We start from the raw sequence: 15,234 nt of genomic DNA, 5'->3' as shown, positions 1-15,234 counted from the left end.
TGCTCCTTGTAGCTTGTAGCTTGCAGCTGGCCGAAGGCCCTACTGCATGCGAATCCCGCCGTCGAGGCGGATCACCTCGCCGTTGAGCATGGGGTTGGTGATGATCTGCTCGGCCAGGCGGGCGAACTCGTCGGGCTTGCCGAGCCGCTTGGGGAAGGGCACGGCGGCGGCCAGGGCCTGAGCGGCCTCGTCGGGGATCTCGCTCATCATCGGGGTCTCGAACACCCCGGGGGCGATGGCCATGACCCGCACGCCGTGGCGCGAGAGCTCGCGGGCCGCGGGCAGGCTCATGCCCACCACGCCGGCCTTGGAGGCGCTGTAGGCGCACTGCCCCACCTGGCCATCCATGGCGGCGATGGAGGCGGTGTTGATGATCACCCCGCGCTCGCCGTCCTCGCCCGGCGCATTCTTCGCCATGGCGGCGGCGGCCAGGCGCATCACGTTGAAGGTGCCCACCAGGTTGATGTTGATGGTGCGCGTGTAGGCCTCGAGGTCGGCGGGGTTGCCCTCGCGGTCGACCAGCTTGGCCACGCTGACGATGCCGGCGCAGTGCACGACGCCCGCGAGGCCGCGGCCGCCGCCGAGTTCGACGGCGGCGTCCACGGCGGCCTGGATGTCGTCACCCGAGGTGACGTCGCCGCGCACCGCCCGGGCGGCATCGCCCAGGCGCTCGGCGTGGGCCTCGACGGCATCGCTCAGGTCACAGAGCACGACCCGGCCGCCGGCGGCGACCAGCCGCTCGGCGGTGGCCGCCCCCAGCCCGGAGGCGGCACCGGTGATCAGAAAGGTATTGTCCTTGACGTGCATATCAGGTTCCTGGAGTTGAAAGGCAGCGGCCGAAAGCGCTCGAGGTTGTTCCGTCGCCAGGGCTGCGAGGGGGCGCTGTGACCCCCTCCCTGGGCGCTACCGATGCCATCCCTGGCATAGGACCCCCTCTTCGCCCTGCCCCCGGCGCCTCTCGCTTCAGACGCTTGCGGTTGTCATTGCGCGGTGCCTGTCTCGGCCTTGTCGACGGCATCGGCGCGCAGCTTGAAGCGCTGGATCTTGCCGCTGGGGGTCTTGGGCAGCTCCTCGACGAACTCGATCACCCGCGGGAAGGCGTGGGTGGAGAGCCGCTCGCGGACCTGCTTGCGGATCTCGTCGGCCAGCGCGTCGCTGGGCTCGAAGCCCTCGCGCAGCACCACGTAGGACTTGATGATCTCGCCGCGGATCTCGTCGGGCTGGCCCACGGCGGCGGATTCGGCCACCGCCGGGTGGGTCATCACGCTGTTCTCCACGTCGGTGGGGCCCACCCGGTAGCCGGCGGTGGTGATGATGTCGTCGTCGCGGCCGGCGAACTGGAAGGTGCCGTCCTCGTTGCGGATCACCACGTCGCCGGTCAGGTAGTAGCCCTCGGCGAAGGGGTGCTTCTCCTGCCAGGTGTAGCCGGCGAAGAAGTGCGCCGGGGAGTTCTTGATGTCCACCGCCAGCACGCCCGGCTCGCCCGGGGGCAGCTCGTTATACTCCGCGTCGAGGATCGCCAGGCGGTAGCCCGGCATCGGCACGCCCATGGCGCCGACGTGCTTGGGGTGGTCCAGGGCATGGTGGTTGTTGCAGGTCATGCCGGTCTCGGTCTGGCCGTAGTGGTCCATCACCGGGCAGCCCAGGGAGCGCTCCACCCAGGTCACCACCTCGGTGTTGAGCGGCTCGCCGGCGGAGCTCGCCGCGCGCAGTTCCAGGGTCTGGTGGGCGTCATCGAACAGGCCGGAGGCCTTCATCAGCCGGTAGGCGGTAGGCGCGGCGGCGAAGTTGGTGATGCGGTGGCGCTTCATGAAGTCAAGCGCCCCTTCGGCGGAGAAGCCCGCCTCGCAGAAGTGGGTGGTCACCCCCAGCAGCAGCGGCCCGGCGATGGCGTAGTAGAGGCCGTAGGCCCAGCCCGGGTCGGCCATGTTCCAGAAGCGGTCGGTCTCGCGCAGGTCGACGGCCAGCTCCATGTAGAGGGCGAAGGCCGGCATGGCGGCCAGCGGCACGGCCACGCCCTTGGGCTTGCCCACGGTGCCGGAGGTGAACATCTGCAGGAAGGGCGCGTCGCGACCCAGGCGCGGCGGGTTGGCCTCGATGGGCGAGTGGGCCAGCGCGTCGGCCCAGCCCAGGTCGTCACCGTGGTCGGCGTCCGGGCCGCCCACCGCCAGCACCGGCGGGCACTGGGTCAGGCCGTCGAACTTGAAGCGGTTGGCGTGATCGGTGATCACCAGCTTGGTGTCGGCGCGGCCCAGGCGGTAGTCCACGGCGTCCGGGCCGAAGGCGGTGAACAGCGGCTGGTAGACGGCGCCGATGCGCCAGGTGGCCAGCACCGCCACCAGCAGCTGGGGGGAGCGCGGCAGCATGCAGGCGATGCGGTCGCCCACGCCCAGGCCGCGCTCGGCGAACCAGCCGGCCAGCCGGGCGCTCTCGGCCTCGAGCTCGGCATAGGTCAGGGTGTTGACATTGCCCTGGGTGTCCTCGTGGACCAGCGCCAGCACCTCGCCCCGTCCGGCGCGCAGGTGGCGCCCGCAGCAGGATTCGAAGGCGTTGGCCTTGCCGTCGCGGTGATCGTCGAGCCGGGCGATCACGTCGTCGACGGAGAAGGTTTCCAGGTAGGTCCGGTAATCGGGAAGGTTCGCTTGGGTGCTCATGGAGTGACTGCCCTCTCGCGGTTTGTGCTTGTTGTCGGCCAAGGCGGCGGCAGGGATCGGCGCCGGCGTGCGGGCCTCTCTACCGTGTTATCTCTGTCTAACCGTGTTATATGCAGTTGACGTAAGCGTCAACCTAGCAAGCGCTCGGTACAACGTAGTAACTTGCACGAGGCAGGGCAACCCCTGGCGAGAGAAAGGCGACTAGACCATGGTCGAGCGAGCCGCCCGGCGGCGGCCCGCGTGGGGTCCGAGAGGGCTCAGGCGGGGCGACGGGTGATCATGGCCACCAGCTCGTCGGCCAGGTCGTCCGGGGTGCGGGGGCCCTTCGGGTCATACCAGCGCACCGTCCAGTTGAGCGCACCCATCACGAAGCGCGACACCAGGAAGCGGTCGCCGTGGATCAGCCCCTCGGCCAGGGCCTCGTCGATGACCTGCTCCCACAGCGCCTCGTAGGCGTCGCGCAGGTGGCTGAGGTGGGAGCGCGCCTCGGGGTCGAGCCGCCGCCACTCGTAGAGCGCCACCACGTGGGCGTTGCGGTCGGTGAGCAGGGTCTCGAGGTGGGCGCGGGCCATGGCATGCAACCGGGCCGAGGCGCTGTGGTCGCATCGGGCAAGGGCGTCCCTGGCGATGACCAGGGCGTTCTGGGTCCCCTCCTCGATCACCGCCGTGAGGATCTCCTGCTTGTCGCGGAAGTGGTGGAACAGGCTGCCGGACTTGATGCCCATCTCCTGGGCCAGCATGCGCACCGTGGTGCGGTCGAAGCCCTCCTGGACGAACAGCTGGGCGGCCAGGCGGGTCAGTTCCTTGCGGCGCGGGGACTCATTCATTACATTCATCGACGTTTACACTAGCGCTTGCTTGGTTGACCCTGAGAAAACCACAGCCCTGCGGACGGGTCAACGCGGCGCGGGCCAACCCGCGATCTCGACTTACAATCACAAGGCGGCTCCATCGGGAACCGCACGCCACATCGGGAGAACCACCATGAGCCACTCCAGCGATATCGTCTTCCTCTCCGCCGCCCGCACCCCCATGGGGGGCATGCTGGGCAGCCTGGCCAGCATGACCGCCCCTGAGCTCGGCGCGGTGGCCATCCGCGCCGCCATCGAGCGCGCCGGCATCGAGGCCTCCGCCATCGACGAGGGCATCATGGGCTGCGTGCTGCCCGGCGGCGTCAAGCAGGGCCCGGCCCGCCAGGCCATGCGCCAGGCCGGCATCCCCGATGGCATCGGCGCCACCACCATCAACAAGCTGTGCGGCTCGGGCATGAAGGCCACCATGCTGGCCCACGACCTGATCCGCGCCGGCAGCGCCGAGGTGATGCTGGCCGGCGGCATGGAGTCCATGTCCAACGCCCCCCACGTGCTGACCAAGGCCCGCACCGGCTATCGCCTGGGCCATGGCGAGTTGAAGGACCACATGTTCCTGGACGGCCTGGAGGACGCCGAGACCGGCAAGCTGATGGGGGTATTCGCCCAGGACGTCGCCACCTCCCGCGACTACAGCCGCGAGCGCCTGGACGACTTCGCCATCGCCTCGCTGGAGCGCGCCATGGCGGCCACCAATGCCGGCCACCTGGACGCCGAGATGGCCCCGGTCACCGTCACCACCCGCCAGGGCGAGAACGTGGTGAACCACGACGAGCAGCCCTTCCAGGCCAAGCTGGACAAGATCCGCTCGCTGCGTCCTGCCTTCGCCAAGGAGGGCACCATCACCGCGGCCAACTCCAGCTCCATCTCCGACGGCGCCTCGGCGCTGATACTCGCCACCGCCTCTGCGGCAGAGCGCCTGGGTGCCAGGCCGCTGGCGCGCATGCTGGGCCACAGCACCCACTCCCAGCACCCCAGCGAGTTCACCATCGCCCCGGTGGGCGCCATCGACAAGCTGATGAAGAAGCTCGACTGGACGGTGGACGACGTCGACCTCTTCGAGATCAACGAGGCCTTCGCGGTGGTTACCCTGCTGGCCATGGACGGACTCGACATCCCCCACGACAAGGTCAACGTCTTCGGCGGCGCCTGTGCCCAGGGCCACCCGATCGGCTCCACCGGCTCGCGAATCATCGCCACCCTGATCCACGCCCTGCGCACCAGGGGCGGCAAGCGCGGCATCGCCAGCCTCTGCATCGGTGGCGGCGAGGCCACCGCGGTGGCGGTCGAGCTGGTCGACTGATGACGGCCTTCCCCCTGGAGACGCCGGCGGGCGGCATCCATGTCGCCCGCTGGCGGCCGGCGAGCGCACCACCGGACGCCGGCCCCATCGTGCTGCTGCACGACTCGCTGGGCTGCATCGCCCTGTGGCGCGACTTCCCCGCGCTGCTGGCCGAGGCCAGCGGCCGCGAGGTGATCGCCTACGACCGGCTCGGCTACGGCGAGTCGGCGCCCTGCCCCGCCCCCCAGCCGGCAACCTTCGTCACCGACGAGGCCAACGGGACCTTCGCCACCCTGCGCGAGAGCCTCGCGCTCGAGCGCTTCGCGCTGCTGGGCCACAGCGTGGGCGGCAGCATGGCCATCGAGGTGGCGGGACAGCACGCCGACGGCTGCGAGGCGCTGATCACCGTGGCGGCCCAGGCCTTCCTCGAGCCGCGCACCCTGGCCGGCATCCGCGAGGCGGAGGCGGCCTTCGCCGAGCCGGGCGCGATGCGCCGGCTCGAGCGCTACCACGGCGACAAGGCCGAGTGGGTGCTGAGAAGCTGGGTCGACAACTGGCACTCCGAGGCCTTCGACGACTGGCACCTGAACGACGCCCTGCCCCGGGTGCGCTGCCCGACCCTGGCGATCCATGGCGAGCACGACGAGTTCGGCTCCCTGGCCCAGCCCCGGCGCATCGCGTCCCGGACCCCCGGGCCCGCCGAGCCGAGCCTGCTGCCCTCCGGCCACGTGCCCCACCGGGAGTGCCCGGAGGTGCTCGCCGACATCGTGGCGAGGTTCCTGGCCGCCGGAGACTGACGGCAGCCGCATCCTTCAGGGGCCCGATGGGCCCCTTTCCTTTTTGGCGGCCTCTCCCCACGCTCGCCCCCGTCCCGCATGCTAGGCTGACGCTCCTGCCACCCCACCGAGGAGCGATTTTCATGGCTCACTTCCTGGTCTTCCTGGGCTCGGCCCGCGACAGTACCCCGCCCGCCCCCGCCCGCCTCGGCCTGCGCGTGGCCCGCGCCTGCGTGGAGCTGCTGGAGGCGGATGGCGCCAAGGTGGAGCTGGTCGACCCGCTGGAGATCGAGCTCGGGGCCGTCTTCAAGCCCCACTTCGCCTACGCGAAGGCGAAGGTGCCCGAGGCGCTGGAGACCCTGGCCGGCAAGATCGAGGCCGCCGACGGCTACGTCATGGTCAGCCCCGAGTACAACCACGCCATGAGCCCGGCGCTCTCGCACCTGCTCAACCACTTCGGCAGCTCGCTGTTCGCCTTCAAGCCCAGCGCCATCGTCACCTACTCCGCCGGCCAGTGGGGCGGCGCCCGGGCGGCGGTGTCCATGCGCACCTTCCTCGCCGAGCTCGGCTGCCTGCCGGTCTCGGCGATGATCCACGTGCCGAAGGCCCAGGAGGCCCTCGACGAGGAGGGCCGCTTCCGCGAGGACCCTGACCGCTGGGCCGGCTACTTCGGCCGCACCCTGGGCCAGCTCACCTGGTGGGCCGAGGCCGCCGCCGAGCAGCGCCTGAAGCAGGACCCGACCGAGGTCTCGCCGGCCTTCCAGCGCGCCCCGGATCAGCGCAACGCGCCATAAGAGGAGTCAGGGGCACCCATGGATTGGCCAAGTACCGCGATGGGACGTAAGATATATGCAAATCCATATGTGCGCCCCGCCCCGGCCAAAGGACCTTGTATATGACCGTTTCCCAAGAATCCCAGACACCCAGCACCACGGAGGGCATGGGGCGCTTCGAGCGCTTTCTCTCGGTGTGGGTGGCGCTGGCCATCGTCGCCGGGGTGCTGCTCGGGCAGTTCGCCCCGGCGGTGCCCGAGACGCTCTCGCGCTTCGAATATGCCCAGGTGTCGATCCCCGTGGCGATCCTGATCTGGGCGATGATCTTTCCGATGATGGCGCAGATCGACTTCTCCGCCGTGCTCGGCGTGCGTCGCCAGCCCAGGGGACTGATCATCACCACCTCGGTGAACTGGCTGATCAAGCCCTTCACCATGTTCGCCATCGCCTGGTTCTTCCTGATGGTGGTGTTCGCCCCGCTGATCCCGGAGCCCCTGGCCAGCCAGTACCTGGCCGGCGCCATCCTGCTGGGGGCCGCCCCCTGCACCGCCATGGTCTTCGTCTGGAGCTACCTGACCCGGGGTGACGCCGCCTACACCCTGGTGCAGGTCGCCCTCAACGACCTGATCATGCTGTTCGCCTTCGCCCCCATCGTGGTCTTCCTGCTCGGGGTCTCCAACATCCAGGTGCCCTGGGACACGGTCGCCCTGTCGGTGGTGCTCTACATCGTCATCCCGCTGGCCGCCGGCTACCTGACCCGGCGCACCCTGATCGCCCGCCACGGCATCGAATGGTACGACAACGTCTTCATGAGGAAGGTGGGGCCGATCACCCCGATCGGGCTGATCATCACCCTGGTGCTGCTGTTCGCCTTCCAGGGCGACGTGATCATCGCCAACCCGCTGCATATCGTGCTGATCGCCATCCCGCTGATCCTCCAGACCTTCCTGATCTTCTTCATCGCCTACGGCTGGGCCAAGGCGTGGAAGGTGCCCCACAACGTGGCGGCCCCCGGCGCGATGATCGGTGCCAGCAACTTCTTCGAGCTGGCCGTGGCCGCCGCCATCGCGCTGTTCGGCCTGCAGTCAGGGGCGGCGCTGGCCACGGTGGTGGGCGTGCTCGTCGAGGTGCCGCTGATGCTGGCGCTGGTGCGCATCGCCAACAAGACCCGGCACCACTTCCCCGAGGCCCCGGCCGAGGCCCCCGCCGAGGCCAGGGGCTGACCCATGGCCATCGAGGTCAGCGACCGGGCACGGGCGTGGGTGCAGGCGCAGGGAGGCGTGCTGACCGTGCGTCTCTCGCCCCGTCATGGCTGCTGCGGCGGGATCGCCAGCCTCGCCGTGGCCGAGGCCGTCGCTCCCGACGATCCCGGAGCCTACCGGCGTATCGATCGGGACGGGCTGATCCTGTTCATCGCCCCGGAACTGGTCGACGAGGGCCTGCGGGTGGGGCTGGAAGGCTGGTGGAAGTTTCGTCACCTCTATGTGGACGGTGCGCCCCTGAGGCGTTGAGAGGCCGACGGCTTGCCATTCGACCGCGAGGCGGTGAGGATCAGGCCATGACTCCCTCCCTCTGGCAGCGCCACCCGCTGGTGCTCATCGTACTGGCCCAGCTGTTCGGCACCTCGCTGTGGTTCTCGGTCAACGGCGTGGGGCTCTCGCTCTCCCGCGATCTGGGCTTCTCCGAGGCGGACCTGGGCCGGCTGACCCTGACCGTGCAGGCGGGCTTCATCGCCGGCACCCTGTTCATCGCCACCACGGGCCTGGCCGACCGCTTTCGCGCCAGCCGCATCTTCGCCGCCGCCTGCCTGGCCGGGGCCCTGGCCAACGCCGGCTTCGTGCTGGTGGCCGACCAGTGGTCCCTCGCCATCACCCTGCGCCTGCTGACCGGGTTCTGCCTGGCCGGCATCTACCCGCTGGGCATGAAGCTGGTGATCGGCTGGACGCCGCGGCACACCGGCGCGGCGCTGGCCTGGCTTGTCGGCATGCTGACGCTGGGCACCGCCCTGCCCCACCTGCTGCGGGGCTCCACCCTGGGGCTACCCTGGGAGTGGCCGCTGCTGGGGGCCTCGCTGCTGGCCCTGGTGGGTGGCGCCCTGATCCTTGCCCTGGGGGATGGCCCCCACCTGCCGCCATCGAGCGGCAGGGCCCGGCTGCTCGACGGCCTGGCGGCCCTGAAGGAGGCGCGCTTCCGCGCCGTGGCCGGGGGCTACTTCGGCCACTGCTGGGAGCTCTATGCGCTATGGACCCTGACCCCCTTCCTGGTGGCCCGGGAGGTGGCGCGGCTCGGCGCCCCGGCGGACTGGATTCCCTGGCTGGCGTTCGGCGTCATTGCCCTGGGGTTCCTGGGCTGCGTGGGCGGCGGCGAACTCAGCCGGCGGCTCGGCAGCCTGTGGGTGGCACGCCGGGCGCTGGCCGCCTCGGGGCTGATCTGCCTGGCCTACCCGCTTGTGACCTGGCTGCCGCCCTGGCTGCTGCTCGCCCTGCTGGCGCTGTGGGGGCTCACCGTGATCGCCGACTCGCCGCAGTTCTCGGCGCTGGCCGCGGCCAGTGCGCCGCGCGAGCGGGTAGGCTCGACCCTGGCGGTGATGAACGCCGTGGGCTTCGCCCTGACCATCCCGGCCATCTCGCTCACCACCACCCTGTGGGAGCTCCAGGGCACCTGGGTGCTGTGGTGGCTGCTGCCGGGGCCGCTGCTTGGCCTGTGGGTATTGCGCCCCCTCGCCCTGAGCGACCCCACACCCGGAGTGGCGAAGCGCTGAGGACACCCACCTCGCCAGGACCCGAGGGATGTCACGGTGATAGCCCCGCCGATGTGCTATACGGAGTGTCACACCCCTGAGCTCGTCGCCCTTTCGCCACCAGGAGTCTGCCATGTCAACTCGAGACGTCGTTATCTGCCATCCCGTGCGCACCGCCATCGGCACCTACGGAGGCAGCCTCAAGGACACCCCGGCACCCGACCTGGGCGCGCGGGTCATCCAGGAGACCCTCTCCCGCTCCGGGCTGGCCGCCGACAAGGTGCAGTCGCTGGTGATGGGTCACGTGATCCAGGCCGGCTGCAAGATGAACGCCGCCCGCCAGGCCGGCATCGGTGGCGGGCTGCCGGTGGAGGTCCCGGCACTTGCCGTCAATCGGGTCTGCGGCTCCGGCGCCCAGGCCATTGCCAGCGCCGCCTTGGAGATCTGGAGCGGCATGGCCGACTGCGCCATCGCCGGCGGCATGGAGAACATGGATCGCGCCCCCTATGTGCTGCCCCAGGGCCGCTGGGGCGCCCGCATGGGCGACGTGACCATGCACGACACCATGCTGCTCGACGGCCTCAATGACGCCTTCAGCGGCAAGCACGCCGGCTGGCACACCGAGGACCTGGTCACCCGCTATGCCATCTCCCGCGACGACCAGGACGCCTGGGCGCTGCGCTCCCAGCTGAGCTTCTCGAAGGCCCAGGAGGCCGGCCACTTCGACGCCGAGATCGCCGGCGTGGAGCTCACCAGCCGCAAGGGCACCACCACCTTCGCCCGGGACGAGCACAACCGCGGCGATACCACCGCGGAGTCCCTGGCCCGACTCAAGCCCGCCTTCCGCAAGGAGGGCACCATCACCGCCGGCAATGCCCCGGGGCTCAACAGCGGTGCGGCGGCGATGATCGTCGCCGAGCGCGACTGGGCCGAGAAGCATGGCCTCGCGCCCATGGCCCGGCTGGTGGCCTTCGGCGTCGGCGCCGTGGATCCGGACTACTTCGGCATCGGCCCGGTCCCGGCGGTCAAGCAGGCGCTGGAGCGCGCCGGCTGGTCGGTGGGCGACCTGGAGCGGGTGGAGATCAACGAGGCCTTCGCCGCCATCGCCCTGGCCTGCCAGCGAGAGCTCGGCCTGCCTGAGGCGATCGTCAACCCCGAGGGGGGCGCCATCGCCCACGGCCACCCCATCGGCGCCACCGGCGCGGTGCTGACCACCCGCCTGCTGCACGGCATGCAGCGCAACGGCCAGCGGCGCGGCATCGTCACCCTTTGCATCGGCGGCGGTCAGGGCATCGCCCTGGCGCTGGAACACCTCTGACCCCAGCCCACTCCCTATTTTCCCTTCCCTCCCCGGCCGCCGGGAACTTGATGCCCCTCGAGTTTCCGGCGGATCGACGTAGATAATATATGCATAAGCATATATTCTTGTCGCCCACCCTTTCCTGCATCACACGAGGCGCTGCATGTCGGAATCCAAGCCCGCTCCCTCCTCCTTCTCCGGCCGCCTGATCGGCCTCGCCAGGGAGAACCCCGAGCAGGTCCGATGGCTGGGTGCCGTGGTGGGCATCTTCCTGCTGATCTACTTCCTGCCCGCCGGCACGGCGCGCTTCGACAACGCCGTGCTGGAGGGCATCCGGCTGACCCACTGGTACGCCCAGGAGCATGTGATCCTCTGCCTGCTGCCGGCCTTCGTGATCGCCGGCGCCATGGCCGCCTACCTGAGCCAGGGGGCGGTGATGCGCTACCTGGGGCCCAATGCCCCCAAGCCGGTGGCCTTCGGCATGGCGTCAATCTCCGGCACCCTGCTGGCGGTCTGCTCCTGCACCGTGCTGCCGCTGTTCGGGGGCATCTACCGGCGCGGCGCGGGGCTGGGGCCGGCAGTGGCCTTCCTCTACTCGGGCCCGGCCATCAACGTCATGGCCATCGTGGTCACCGCCAAGGTGCTGGGCATGGAGCTGGGACTGGCGCGCGCCATCGGCGCCATCGTCTTCGCCGTGGTGATCGGGGTGATCATGCACCTGATCTATCGCCGCGAGGAGCAGGCGCGCGCCGTCGCCAACGGCCGCGGTTTCGACGGGGAACTCTCCCGTCCCCTGGGCCAGATCGCCCTCTTCTTCGGGCTGATGGTGGGCATCCTGGTGTTCGCCAACTGGGCCGCCGCCGACAGCCCCACCTGGATGGCCATCCACGCCTGGAAGTGGCAGATCACCGCCGTATTCGCCGGCCTCTTCGCCCTGCTGCTGATCCGCCGCTGGGGCTGGCCGCTGCATCAGGTGGCGGTGCTGGCCGGCGCCGTGGTGCTGGCCGCCCTGCTGGTGCCCGGGGTGCCGGAGCTGGCCTTCGCGGTGGGCATCATCGGCCTGATGCTGATTGCCACCCTGCGCGACGAGGACCGGGAGTGGGCCGAGCAGAGCTGGGACTTCACCAAGCAGATCATGCCGCTGCTGCTGATCGGGGTCTTCGTGGCCGGGCTGCTGCTGGGCCGCCCAGGGGAGGAGGGGCTGATTCCCTCCGAGTGGGTGGTGCTGGCGGTGGGCGACAACGGCTTCCGCTCCACCTTCCTCGCCTCGCTGCTGGGCGGCTTCATGTACTTCTCGACCCTCACCGAGGTGCCCATCGTCCAGGGGCTGATCGGCAACGGCATGGGCAAGGGCCCGGCCCTGGCGCTGCTGCTGGCGGGTCCGGCGCTGTCGCTGCCCAACATGCTGGTGATCCGCACCATCATGGGCACCCAGAAGACCCTGGTCTACTGCACGCTGGTGGTGGTCATGGCGACCCTCACCGGCTATCTCTACGGCCAGCTGTGGCCGTGAATTCGACACCTTTCACAAGGAGAGCCCCATGAAACTGAGCATCTATGGCAAGGGCTGCAAGAAGTGCGACCAGCTCACCGAGAACGCGAAGCAGGCTGCCGAGGCCCTGGGCCTTACGGTGGAGATCGAGAAGGTCACCGACATGAACGCCATCATCGATGCCGGCGTGATGCATACGCCAGCCCTCGGGGTCGACGGCGAGCTGGTCATCGAGGGCAAGGTGACCAGTGCCGAGGAGCTCCAGACGCTGCTGAAGCGCTGATCAGCAGAGCGCGGCGCGCCGCTCGGGGCGGTTGCCCATGCCCTCGAGGCGCGCCTGGAGGCCAGCAAGTCGCTCGGCCTGCCCCTTCTCGGCGGCCAGCAGCATCTCCACGACCCACTCCGGCGCCGTCTCGGCAATGCGGTAGTAGACCCACTGGCCCTCGCGGCGATCGCTGAGCAGGCCGCAGGTGCGAAGCTGCGCCAGGTGGCGCGACACCTTGGGCTGTGACTCGTCGAGGGCGTGGGTCATCTCGCACACGCACAGCTCGCCCTCGCGACGGATCAGCAGGGTCAGGGTCAGGCGGGTATCGTCGCCCAGGCACTTGAGCAGTCGAGCGGGTTCGAGAGCGATCAAGGGCTTCCTCATCGTGGCGCTGCAAAAAATCGATTCTACTCCAAAGCCCGCCCGACAGCAGCCCATCTGGGAGACACGCCTCCGGGGACTCGCGGTGTGAGCGTGTTCCTCACCCCACCCGATGGATCTCGAGCCACAGCATCAGGCGACGGCGGATCTCCTGGAGCGCCTGCTCGTAGGCGTCGGTCCGACCGATCAGCCGCGGGTCGCGGATATCCCAGAACAGCCGCTGCTCCGTCCAGCCGGGCCAGTCGCGGCAGGCCTGCTGGGCCTTGTCGCAGAGCACGATCACCGCATCGAACGCCTCGCCGGCGAAGTCATCCAGCGACTTGCTGGCCAGCTTCTCGGTGGCGATGCCCTGCCTCTGCAGCGCCGCCAAGGCCAGGGCCTGGGGCGCATCGGGCTCGCTGCCGGCGCTGTAGGCCTCGAAGCGGTCGCCGGCCAGGTGGCGCAGCAGCGCCTCACCCATCAGCGAACGGGCGGAGTTGGCATTGCACAGGAAGAGCACGCGCTGCTTGGCCATGGGGAATTCACTCCTGAGGACATTGGGGATGTCATATATAGCGAAGCCGCGTGTCAGCGGTGTGACAGCGCCTGACCAAGCCGGGGAGGCCGTGGCCTCCCCGCTGTCGTGTCCCGCCGGCCGTCACCGGCTCAGCCGTAGCGCCCGGTGATGTAGTCCTCGGCCTTCCTGGTCGCCGGGTTGGAGAACATCGTCTTGGTGTCGTTGTACTCGATGATCTCGCCCAGGTGGAAGAAGGCGGTGTAGTCCGCCACTCGCGCGGCCTGCTGCATGTTGTGGGTCACGGTGATGATGGTGAACTGGGACTTGAGCTTGTCCATCAGGTCCTCGATGGTCGCCGTGGAGATCGGGTCCAGCGCCGAGGTGGGCTCGTCCATCAGGATCACGTCGGGCTGCACGGCGATGGCACGGGCGATGCACAGGCGCTGCTGCTGGCCGCCGGAGAGCGAGGTGCCCGGCTGCTGCAGCTTGTCCTTGACCTCCTCCCAGAGGCCGGCGTCACGCAGCGCCTTCTCCACCAGGTCGTCCTGCTCCGGCTTGCGGCTGACCATGTCATGCATCCGCGGCGCATAGGCGACGTTCTCGTAGATCGACTTCGGGAAGGGGTTGGGCTTCTGGAAGACCATGCCCACCCGGCGGCGCAGTGCCACCTCATCCATCTTCGCGGCATTCACGTCGCGGCCGTCCATCTCCACCAGGCCTCGGATACTCACGCCGGGAATCAGGTCGTTCATGCGGTTGAGGCAGCGCAGGAAGGTCGACTTGCCGCAGCCGGAGGGGCCGATCAGCGCGGTCACGTTCTTCTGGAAGATGTCGATGTCCAGGCCCTTGAGCGCCTGGCTCTCGCCATACCAGAGGTTAAGGTCACGGACCCGGATGCTCAGGTCGTGGCAGGCCGACTCGTTGCGCGTATGGGGCTGGCCCACCTCGGGCTTGCCGGCCGGATGGGACGCACGGGGAGCGGTTTGCATGTTCATGTCGATGTCCTCTGTGACGTGCCGGTGCCTACCAGCGACGCTCGAATTTCTTGCGCAGTACCACCGCGGTGGCGTTCAGGAAGATCAGCACCGAGAGCAGCACCAGGATGCCGCCGGCGGTCTTCTCGACGAAGGCGCGATCGGGCTCCCCCGACCAGGTGAAGATCTGGGCCGGCAGCACGGTCGCCGCGTTGGTGAAGGTGGCGCCGACGTCCGGGATGAAGGCCACCATGCCGACGATGATCAGCGGGGCGGTCTCGCCCATGGCCTGGGCCAGGCCGATGATCGACCCGGTCATGATGCCCGGCATCGCCAGCGGCAGGACATGGTCGCGGACCACCTGCCAGCGCGAGCAGCCGACCCCGAAGGCGGCGTGGCGGATGGAGTCCGGCACGCTGCGCAGCGCGGTGCGGGTGGAGATGATGATGATCGGCAGGGTCATCAGCGCCAGGGTCATGCCCCCCACCAGCGGCGAGGAGCGCGGCATGCCGAAGAACTGGATGAAGATCGCCAGGCCCAGCAGGCCGAACAGGATCGAGGGGATCGCCGCCAGGTTGTTGATATTGATCTCGATCATCTGGGTGAAGCGGTTGTCCGGGGCGAACTCCTCCAGGTAGACCGCCGTCATCACCCCGATCGGGAAGGCCACGGCCAGGGTCACCAGCATGGTCATGACGGTGCCCATGGCGGCCGACATGATCCCTGCCAGCTCCGGCATCTTGGAGTCGCCGCGGCTGAAGAAGGTGGTATTGAAACGCAGCTCGGCACGCCCCTCGGCGGCCAACTGGTCCACGCGGGCCTTGGCGTCGTCGCGCAGGCGGCTGGCATGGCCCTTGAGGTACTGGTCCACCTGGCCATCGGCCAGCACCCACTCGGTGCGGGTGGTGCCGAGCAGCTCGGGATTGTCCCGCATCTGCATGGGAAGGGTACGCAGCCAGCCGCGGCTCACCAGGTCGCGCACCTCCTCGTCCACGGCGGCCAGCGGCAGCTGGCTGGCCTGCTCGCTGTAGTCCACCTCCACCTGGATCTGCGCCTGCTGGAAAGCCGGCAGGCCCTTGCCGAGCATGTCGGCGAAGAACACCACCAGGAAGGCCAGCGCCAGCAGCAGGGCCCCCAGGGACATCCACTTGAGCCGCGCCGACTGGCGGTGTCGCTTGCGCAGCTGGGCGCTGATCTCGTCGAAGGATTGACTCATCTTGGCGATTCCTCGG

16 protein-coding genes are annotated in these 15,234 nt (G+C 69.3%); 9 read left to right on the top strand and 7 right to left on the bottom strand.

Annotated elements, in window-relative coordinates; genetic code table 11:
• Positions 1-39: 39 nt before the first annotated feature.
• The 3 genes from NFC98_RS05995 to NFC98_RS05985 form a co-directional block, all read right to left on the bottom strand.
• Positions 40-807 (bottom strand): SDR family NAD(P)-dependent oxidoreductase, encoded by a 768-nt coding sequence (locus NFC98_RS05995; RefSeq protein ID WP_254277205.1) that lies wholly within the window; start codon positions 805-807, stop codon positions 40-42.
• Positions 808-980: 173 nt separating this feature from the next.
• Positions 981-2,654, bottom strand: coding sequence for an AMP-binding protein (locus tag NFC98_RS05990; protein ID WP_254277204.1), 1,674 nt, complete (start codon positions 2,652-2,654; stop codon positions 981-983).
• 257 nt (positions 2,655-2,911) lie between these two features.
• Positions 2,912-3,481, bottom strand: a complete 570-nt coding sequence (locus NFC98_RS05985; protein ID WP_254277203.1) for a TetR/AcrR family transcriptional regulator — start codon at positions 3,479-3,481, stop codon at positions 2,912-2,914.
• A gap of 157 nt (positions 3,482-3,638) precedes the next feature.
• Between NFC98_RS05985 and NFC98_RS05980 the strand changes: the two genes are divergently transcribed.
• From NFC98_RS05980 to NFC98_RS05940, 9 genes are all read left to right on the top strand, one after another.
• Positions 3,639-4,826, top strand: a complete 1,188-nt coding sequence (locus tag NFC98_RS05980) for an acetyl-CoA C-acyltransferase (RefSeq protein ID WP_254277202.1) — start codon at positions 3,639-3,641, stop codon at positions 4,824-4,826.
• A complete protein-coding gene (locus NFC98_RS05975; protein ID WP_254277201.1) occupies positions 4,826-5,602 on the top strand; it encodes an alpha/beta fold hydrolase in 777 nt (258 codons plus the stop codon). Before NFC98_RS05980 ends, NFC98_RS05975 begins: the two co-directional genes overlap by 1 nt.
• A 122-nt stretch (positions 5,603-5,724) precedes the next feature.
• The gene (locus NFC98_RS05970) at positions 5,725-6,375 is read left to right on the top strand and encodes an NADPH-dependent FMN reductase (RefSeq protein ID WP_254277200.1); all 651 of its coding nucleotides are present in this window, start codon (positions 5,725-5,727) and stop codon (positions 6,373-6,375) included.
• 101 nt (positions 6,376-6,476) lie between these two features.
• Complete coding sequence (gene arsB, locus NFC98_RS05965; protein ID WP_254277199.1) at positions 6,477-7,577, top strand: ACR3 family arsenite efflux transporter; 1,101 nt, start codon at positions 6,477-6,479, stop codon at positions 7,575-7,577.
• 3 nt (positions 7,578-7,580) lie between these two features.
• The gene (locus NFC98_RS05960) at positions 7,581-7,865 is read left to right on the top strand and encodes a CC/Se motif family (seleno)protein (protein ID WP_254277198.1); all 285 of its coding nucleotides are present in this window, start codon (positions 7,581-7,583) and stop codon (positions 7,863-7,865) included.
• Between the two features lie 47 nt (positions 7,866-7,912).
• Complete coding sequence (locus NFC98_RS05955; protein WP_254277197.1) at positions 7,913-9,115, top strand: MFS transporter; 1,203 nt, start codon at positions 7,913-7,915, stop codon at positions 9,113-9,115.
• A 112-nt stretch (positions 9,116-9,227) separates the two neighbouring features.
• Positions 9,228-10,412, top strand: coding sequence for a thiolase family protein (locus NFC98_RS05950; RefSeq protein ID WP_254277196.1), 1,185 nt, complete (start codon positions 9,228-9,230; stop codon positions 10,410-10,412).
• A 145-nt stretch (positions 10,413-10,557) separates the two neighbouring features.
• Positions 10,558-11,907: a permease gene (locus NFC98_RS05945; protein ID WP_254277195.1), complete on the top strand. Its 1,350-nt coding sequence runs from the start codon at positions 10,558-10,560 to the stop codon at positions 11,905-11,907.
• Positions 11,908-11,935: 28 nt separating this feature from the next.
• The gene (locus NFC98_RS05940) at positions 11,936-12,169 is read left to right on the top strand and encodes a thioredoxin family protein (RefSeq protein ID WP_254277194.1); all 234 of its coding nucleotides are present in this window, start codon (positions 11,936-11,938) and stop codon (positions 12,167-12,169) included.
• Here NFC98_RS05940 and NFC98_RS05935 read toward each other — a convergent pair whose 3' ends face one another.
• The 4 genes from NFC98_RS05935 to pstA all read right to left on the bottom strand — a co-directional run bounded on the left by NFC98_RS05935 (position 12,170) and on the right by pstA (position 15,218).
• Entirely contained in the window at positions 12,170-12,535 is a 366-nt protein-coding gene (locus NFC98_RS05935; RefSeq protein ID WP_254277193.1) for a metalloregulator ArsR/SmtB family transcription factor, read from the bottom strand. It abuts the gene before it with no gap.
• Between the two features lie 97 nt (positions 12,536-12,632).
• Positions 12,633-13,046 carry an arsenate reductase ArsC gene (locus NFC98_RS05930; protein ID WP_254277192.1) on the bottom strand — a complete coding sequence of 138 codons (414 nt, stop codon included), beginning with the start codon at positions 13,044-13,046 and terminating at the stop codon, positions 12,633-12,635.
• Positions 13,047-13,177: 131 nt separating this feature from the next.
• A complete protein-coding gene (gene pstB / locus NFC98_RS05925; RefSeq protein WP_254277790.1) occupies positions 13,178-14,017 on the bottom strand; it encodes a phosphate ABC transporter ATP-binding protein PstB in 840 nt (279 codons plus the stop codon).
• 34 nt (positions 14,018-14,051) lie between these two features.
• Entirely contained in the window at positions 14,052-15,218 is a 1,167-nt protein-coding gene (gene pstA / locus NFC98_RS05920) for a phosphate ABC transporter permease PstA (protein WP_254277191.1), read from the bottom strand.
• Between the last annotated feature and the right edge of the window lie 16 nt (positions 15,219-15,234).

The organism is Halomonas sp. 3H (assembly GCF_024206005.1).
GTDB lineage: Bacteria > Pseudomonadota > Gammaproteobacteria > Pseudomonadales > Halomonadaceae > Halomonas > Halomonas campaniensis.
This window is presented reverse-complemented; position numbering and strand designations above follow the sequence as displayed.

Coding starts and splice junctions, on each gene's coding strand:
- NFC98_RS05995 (WP_254277205.1), bottom strand. CDS start 807: ATGCACGTCAAGGACAATACCTTTCTGATCACCGGTGCCGCCTCCGGG.
- NFC98_RS05990 (WP_254277204.1), bottom strand. CDS start 2,654: ATGAGCACCCAAGCGAACCTTCCCGATTACCGGACCTACCTGGAAACC.
- NFC98_RS05985 (WP_254277203.1), bottom strand. CDS start 3,481: ATGAATGAGTCCCCGCGCCGCAAGGAACTGACCCGCCTGGCCGCCCAG.
- NFC98_RS05980 (WP_254277202.1), top strand. CDS start 3,639: ATGAGCCACTCCAGCGATATCGTCTTCCTCTCCGCCGCCCGCACCCCC.
- NFC98_RS05975 (WP_254277201.1), top strand. CDS start 4,826: ATGACGGCCTTCCCCCTGGAGACGCCGGCGGGCGGCATCCATGTCGCC.
- NFC98_RS05970 (WP_254277200.1), top strand. CDS start 5,725: ATGGCTCACTTCCTGGTCTTCCTGGGCTCGGCCCGCGACAGTACCCCG.
- arsB (WP_254277199.1), top strand. CDS start 6,477: ATGACCGTTTCCCAAGAATCCCAGACACCCAGCACCACGGAGGGCATG.
- NFC98_RS05960 (WP_254277198.1), top strand. CDS start 7,581: ATGGCCATCGAGGTCAGCGACCGGGCACGGGCGTGGGTGCAGGCGCAG.
- NFC98_RS05955 (WP_254277197.1), top strand. CDS start 7,913: ATGACTCCCTCCCTCTGGCAGCGCCACCCGCTGGTGCTCATCGTACTG.
- NFC98_RS05950 (WP_254277196.1), top strand. CDS start 9,228: ATGTCAACTCGAGACGTCGTTATCTGCCATCCCGTGCGCACCGCCATC.
- NFC98_RS05945 (WP_254277195.1), top strand. CDS start 10,558: ATGTCGGAATCCAAGCCCGCTCCCTCCTCCTTCTCCGGCCGCCTGATC.
- NFC98_RS05940 (WP_254277194.1), top strand. CDS start 11,936: ATGAAACTGAGCATCTATGGCAAGGGCTGCAAGAAGTGCGACCAGCTC.
- NFC98_RS05935 (WP_254277193.1), bottom strand. CDS start 12,535: ATGAGGAAGCCCTTGATCGCTCTCGAACCCGCTCGACTGCTCAAGTGC.
- NFC98_RS05930 (WP_254277192.1), bottom strand. CDS start 13,046: ATGGCCAAGCAGCGCGTGCTCTTCCTGTGCAATGCCAACTCCGCCCGT.
- pstB (WP_254277790.1), bottom strand. CDS start 14,017: ATGCAAACCGCTCCCCGTGCGTCCCATCCGGCCGGCAAGCCCGAGGTG.
- pstA (WP_254277191.1), bottom strand. CDS start 15,218: ATGAGTCAATCCTTCGACGAGATCAGCGCCCAGCTGCGCAAGCGACAC.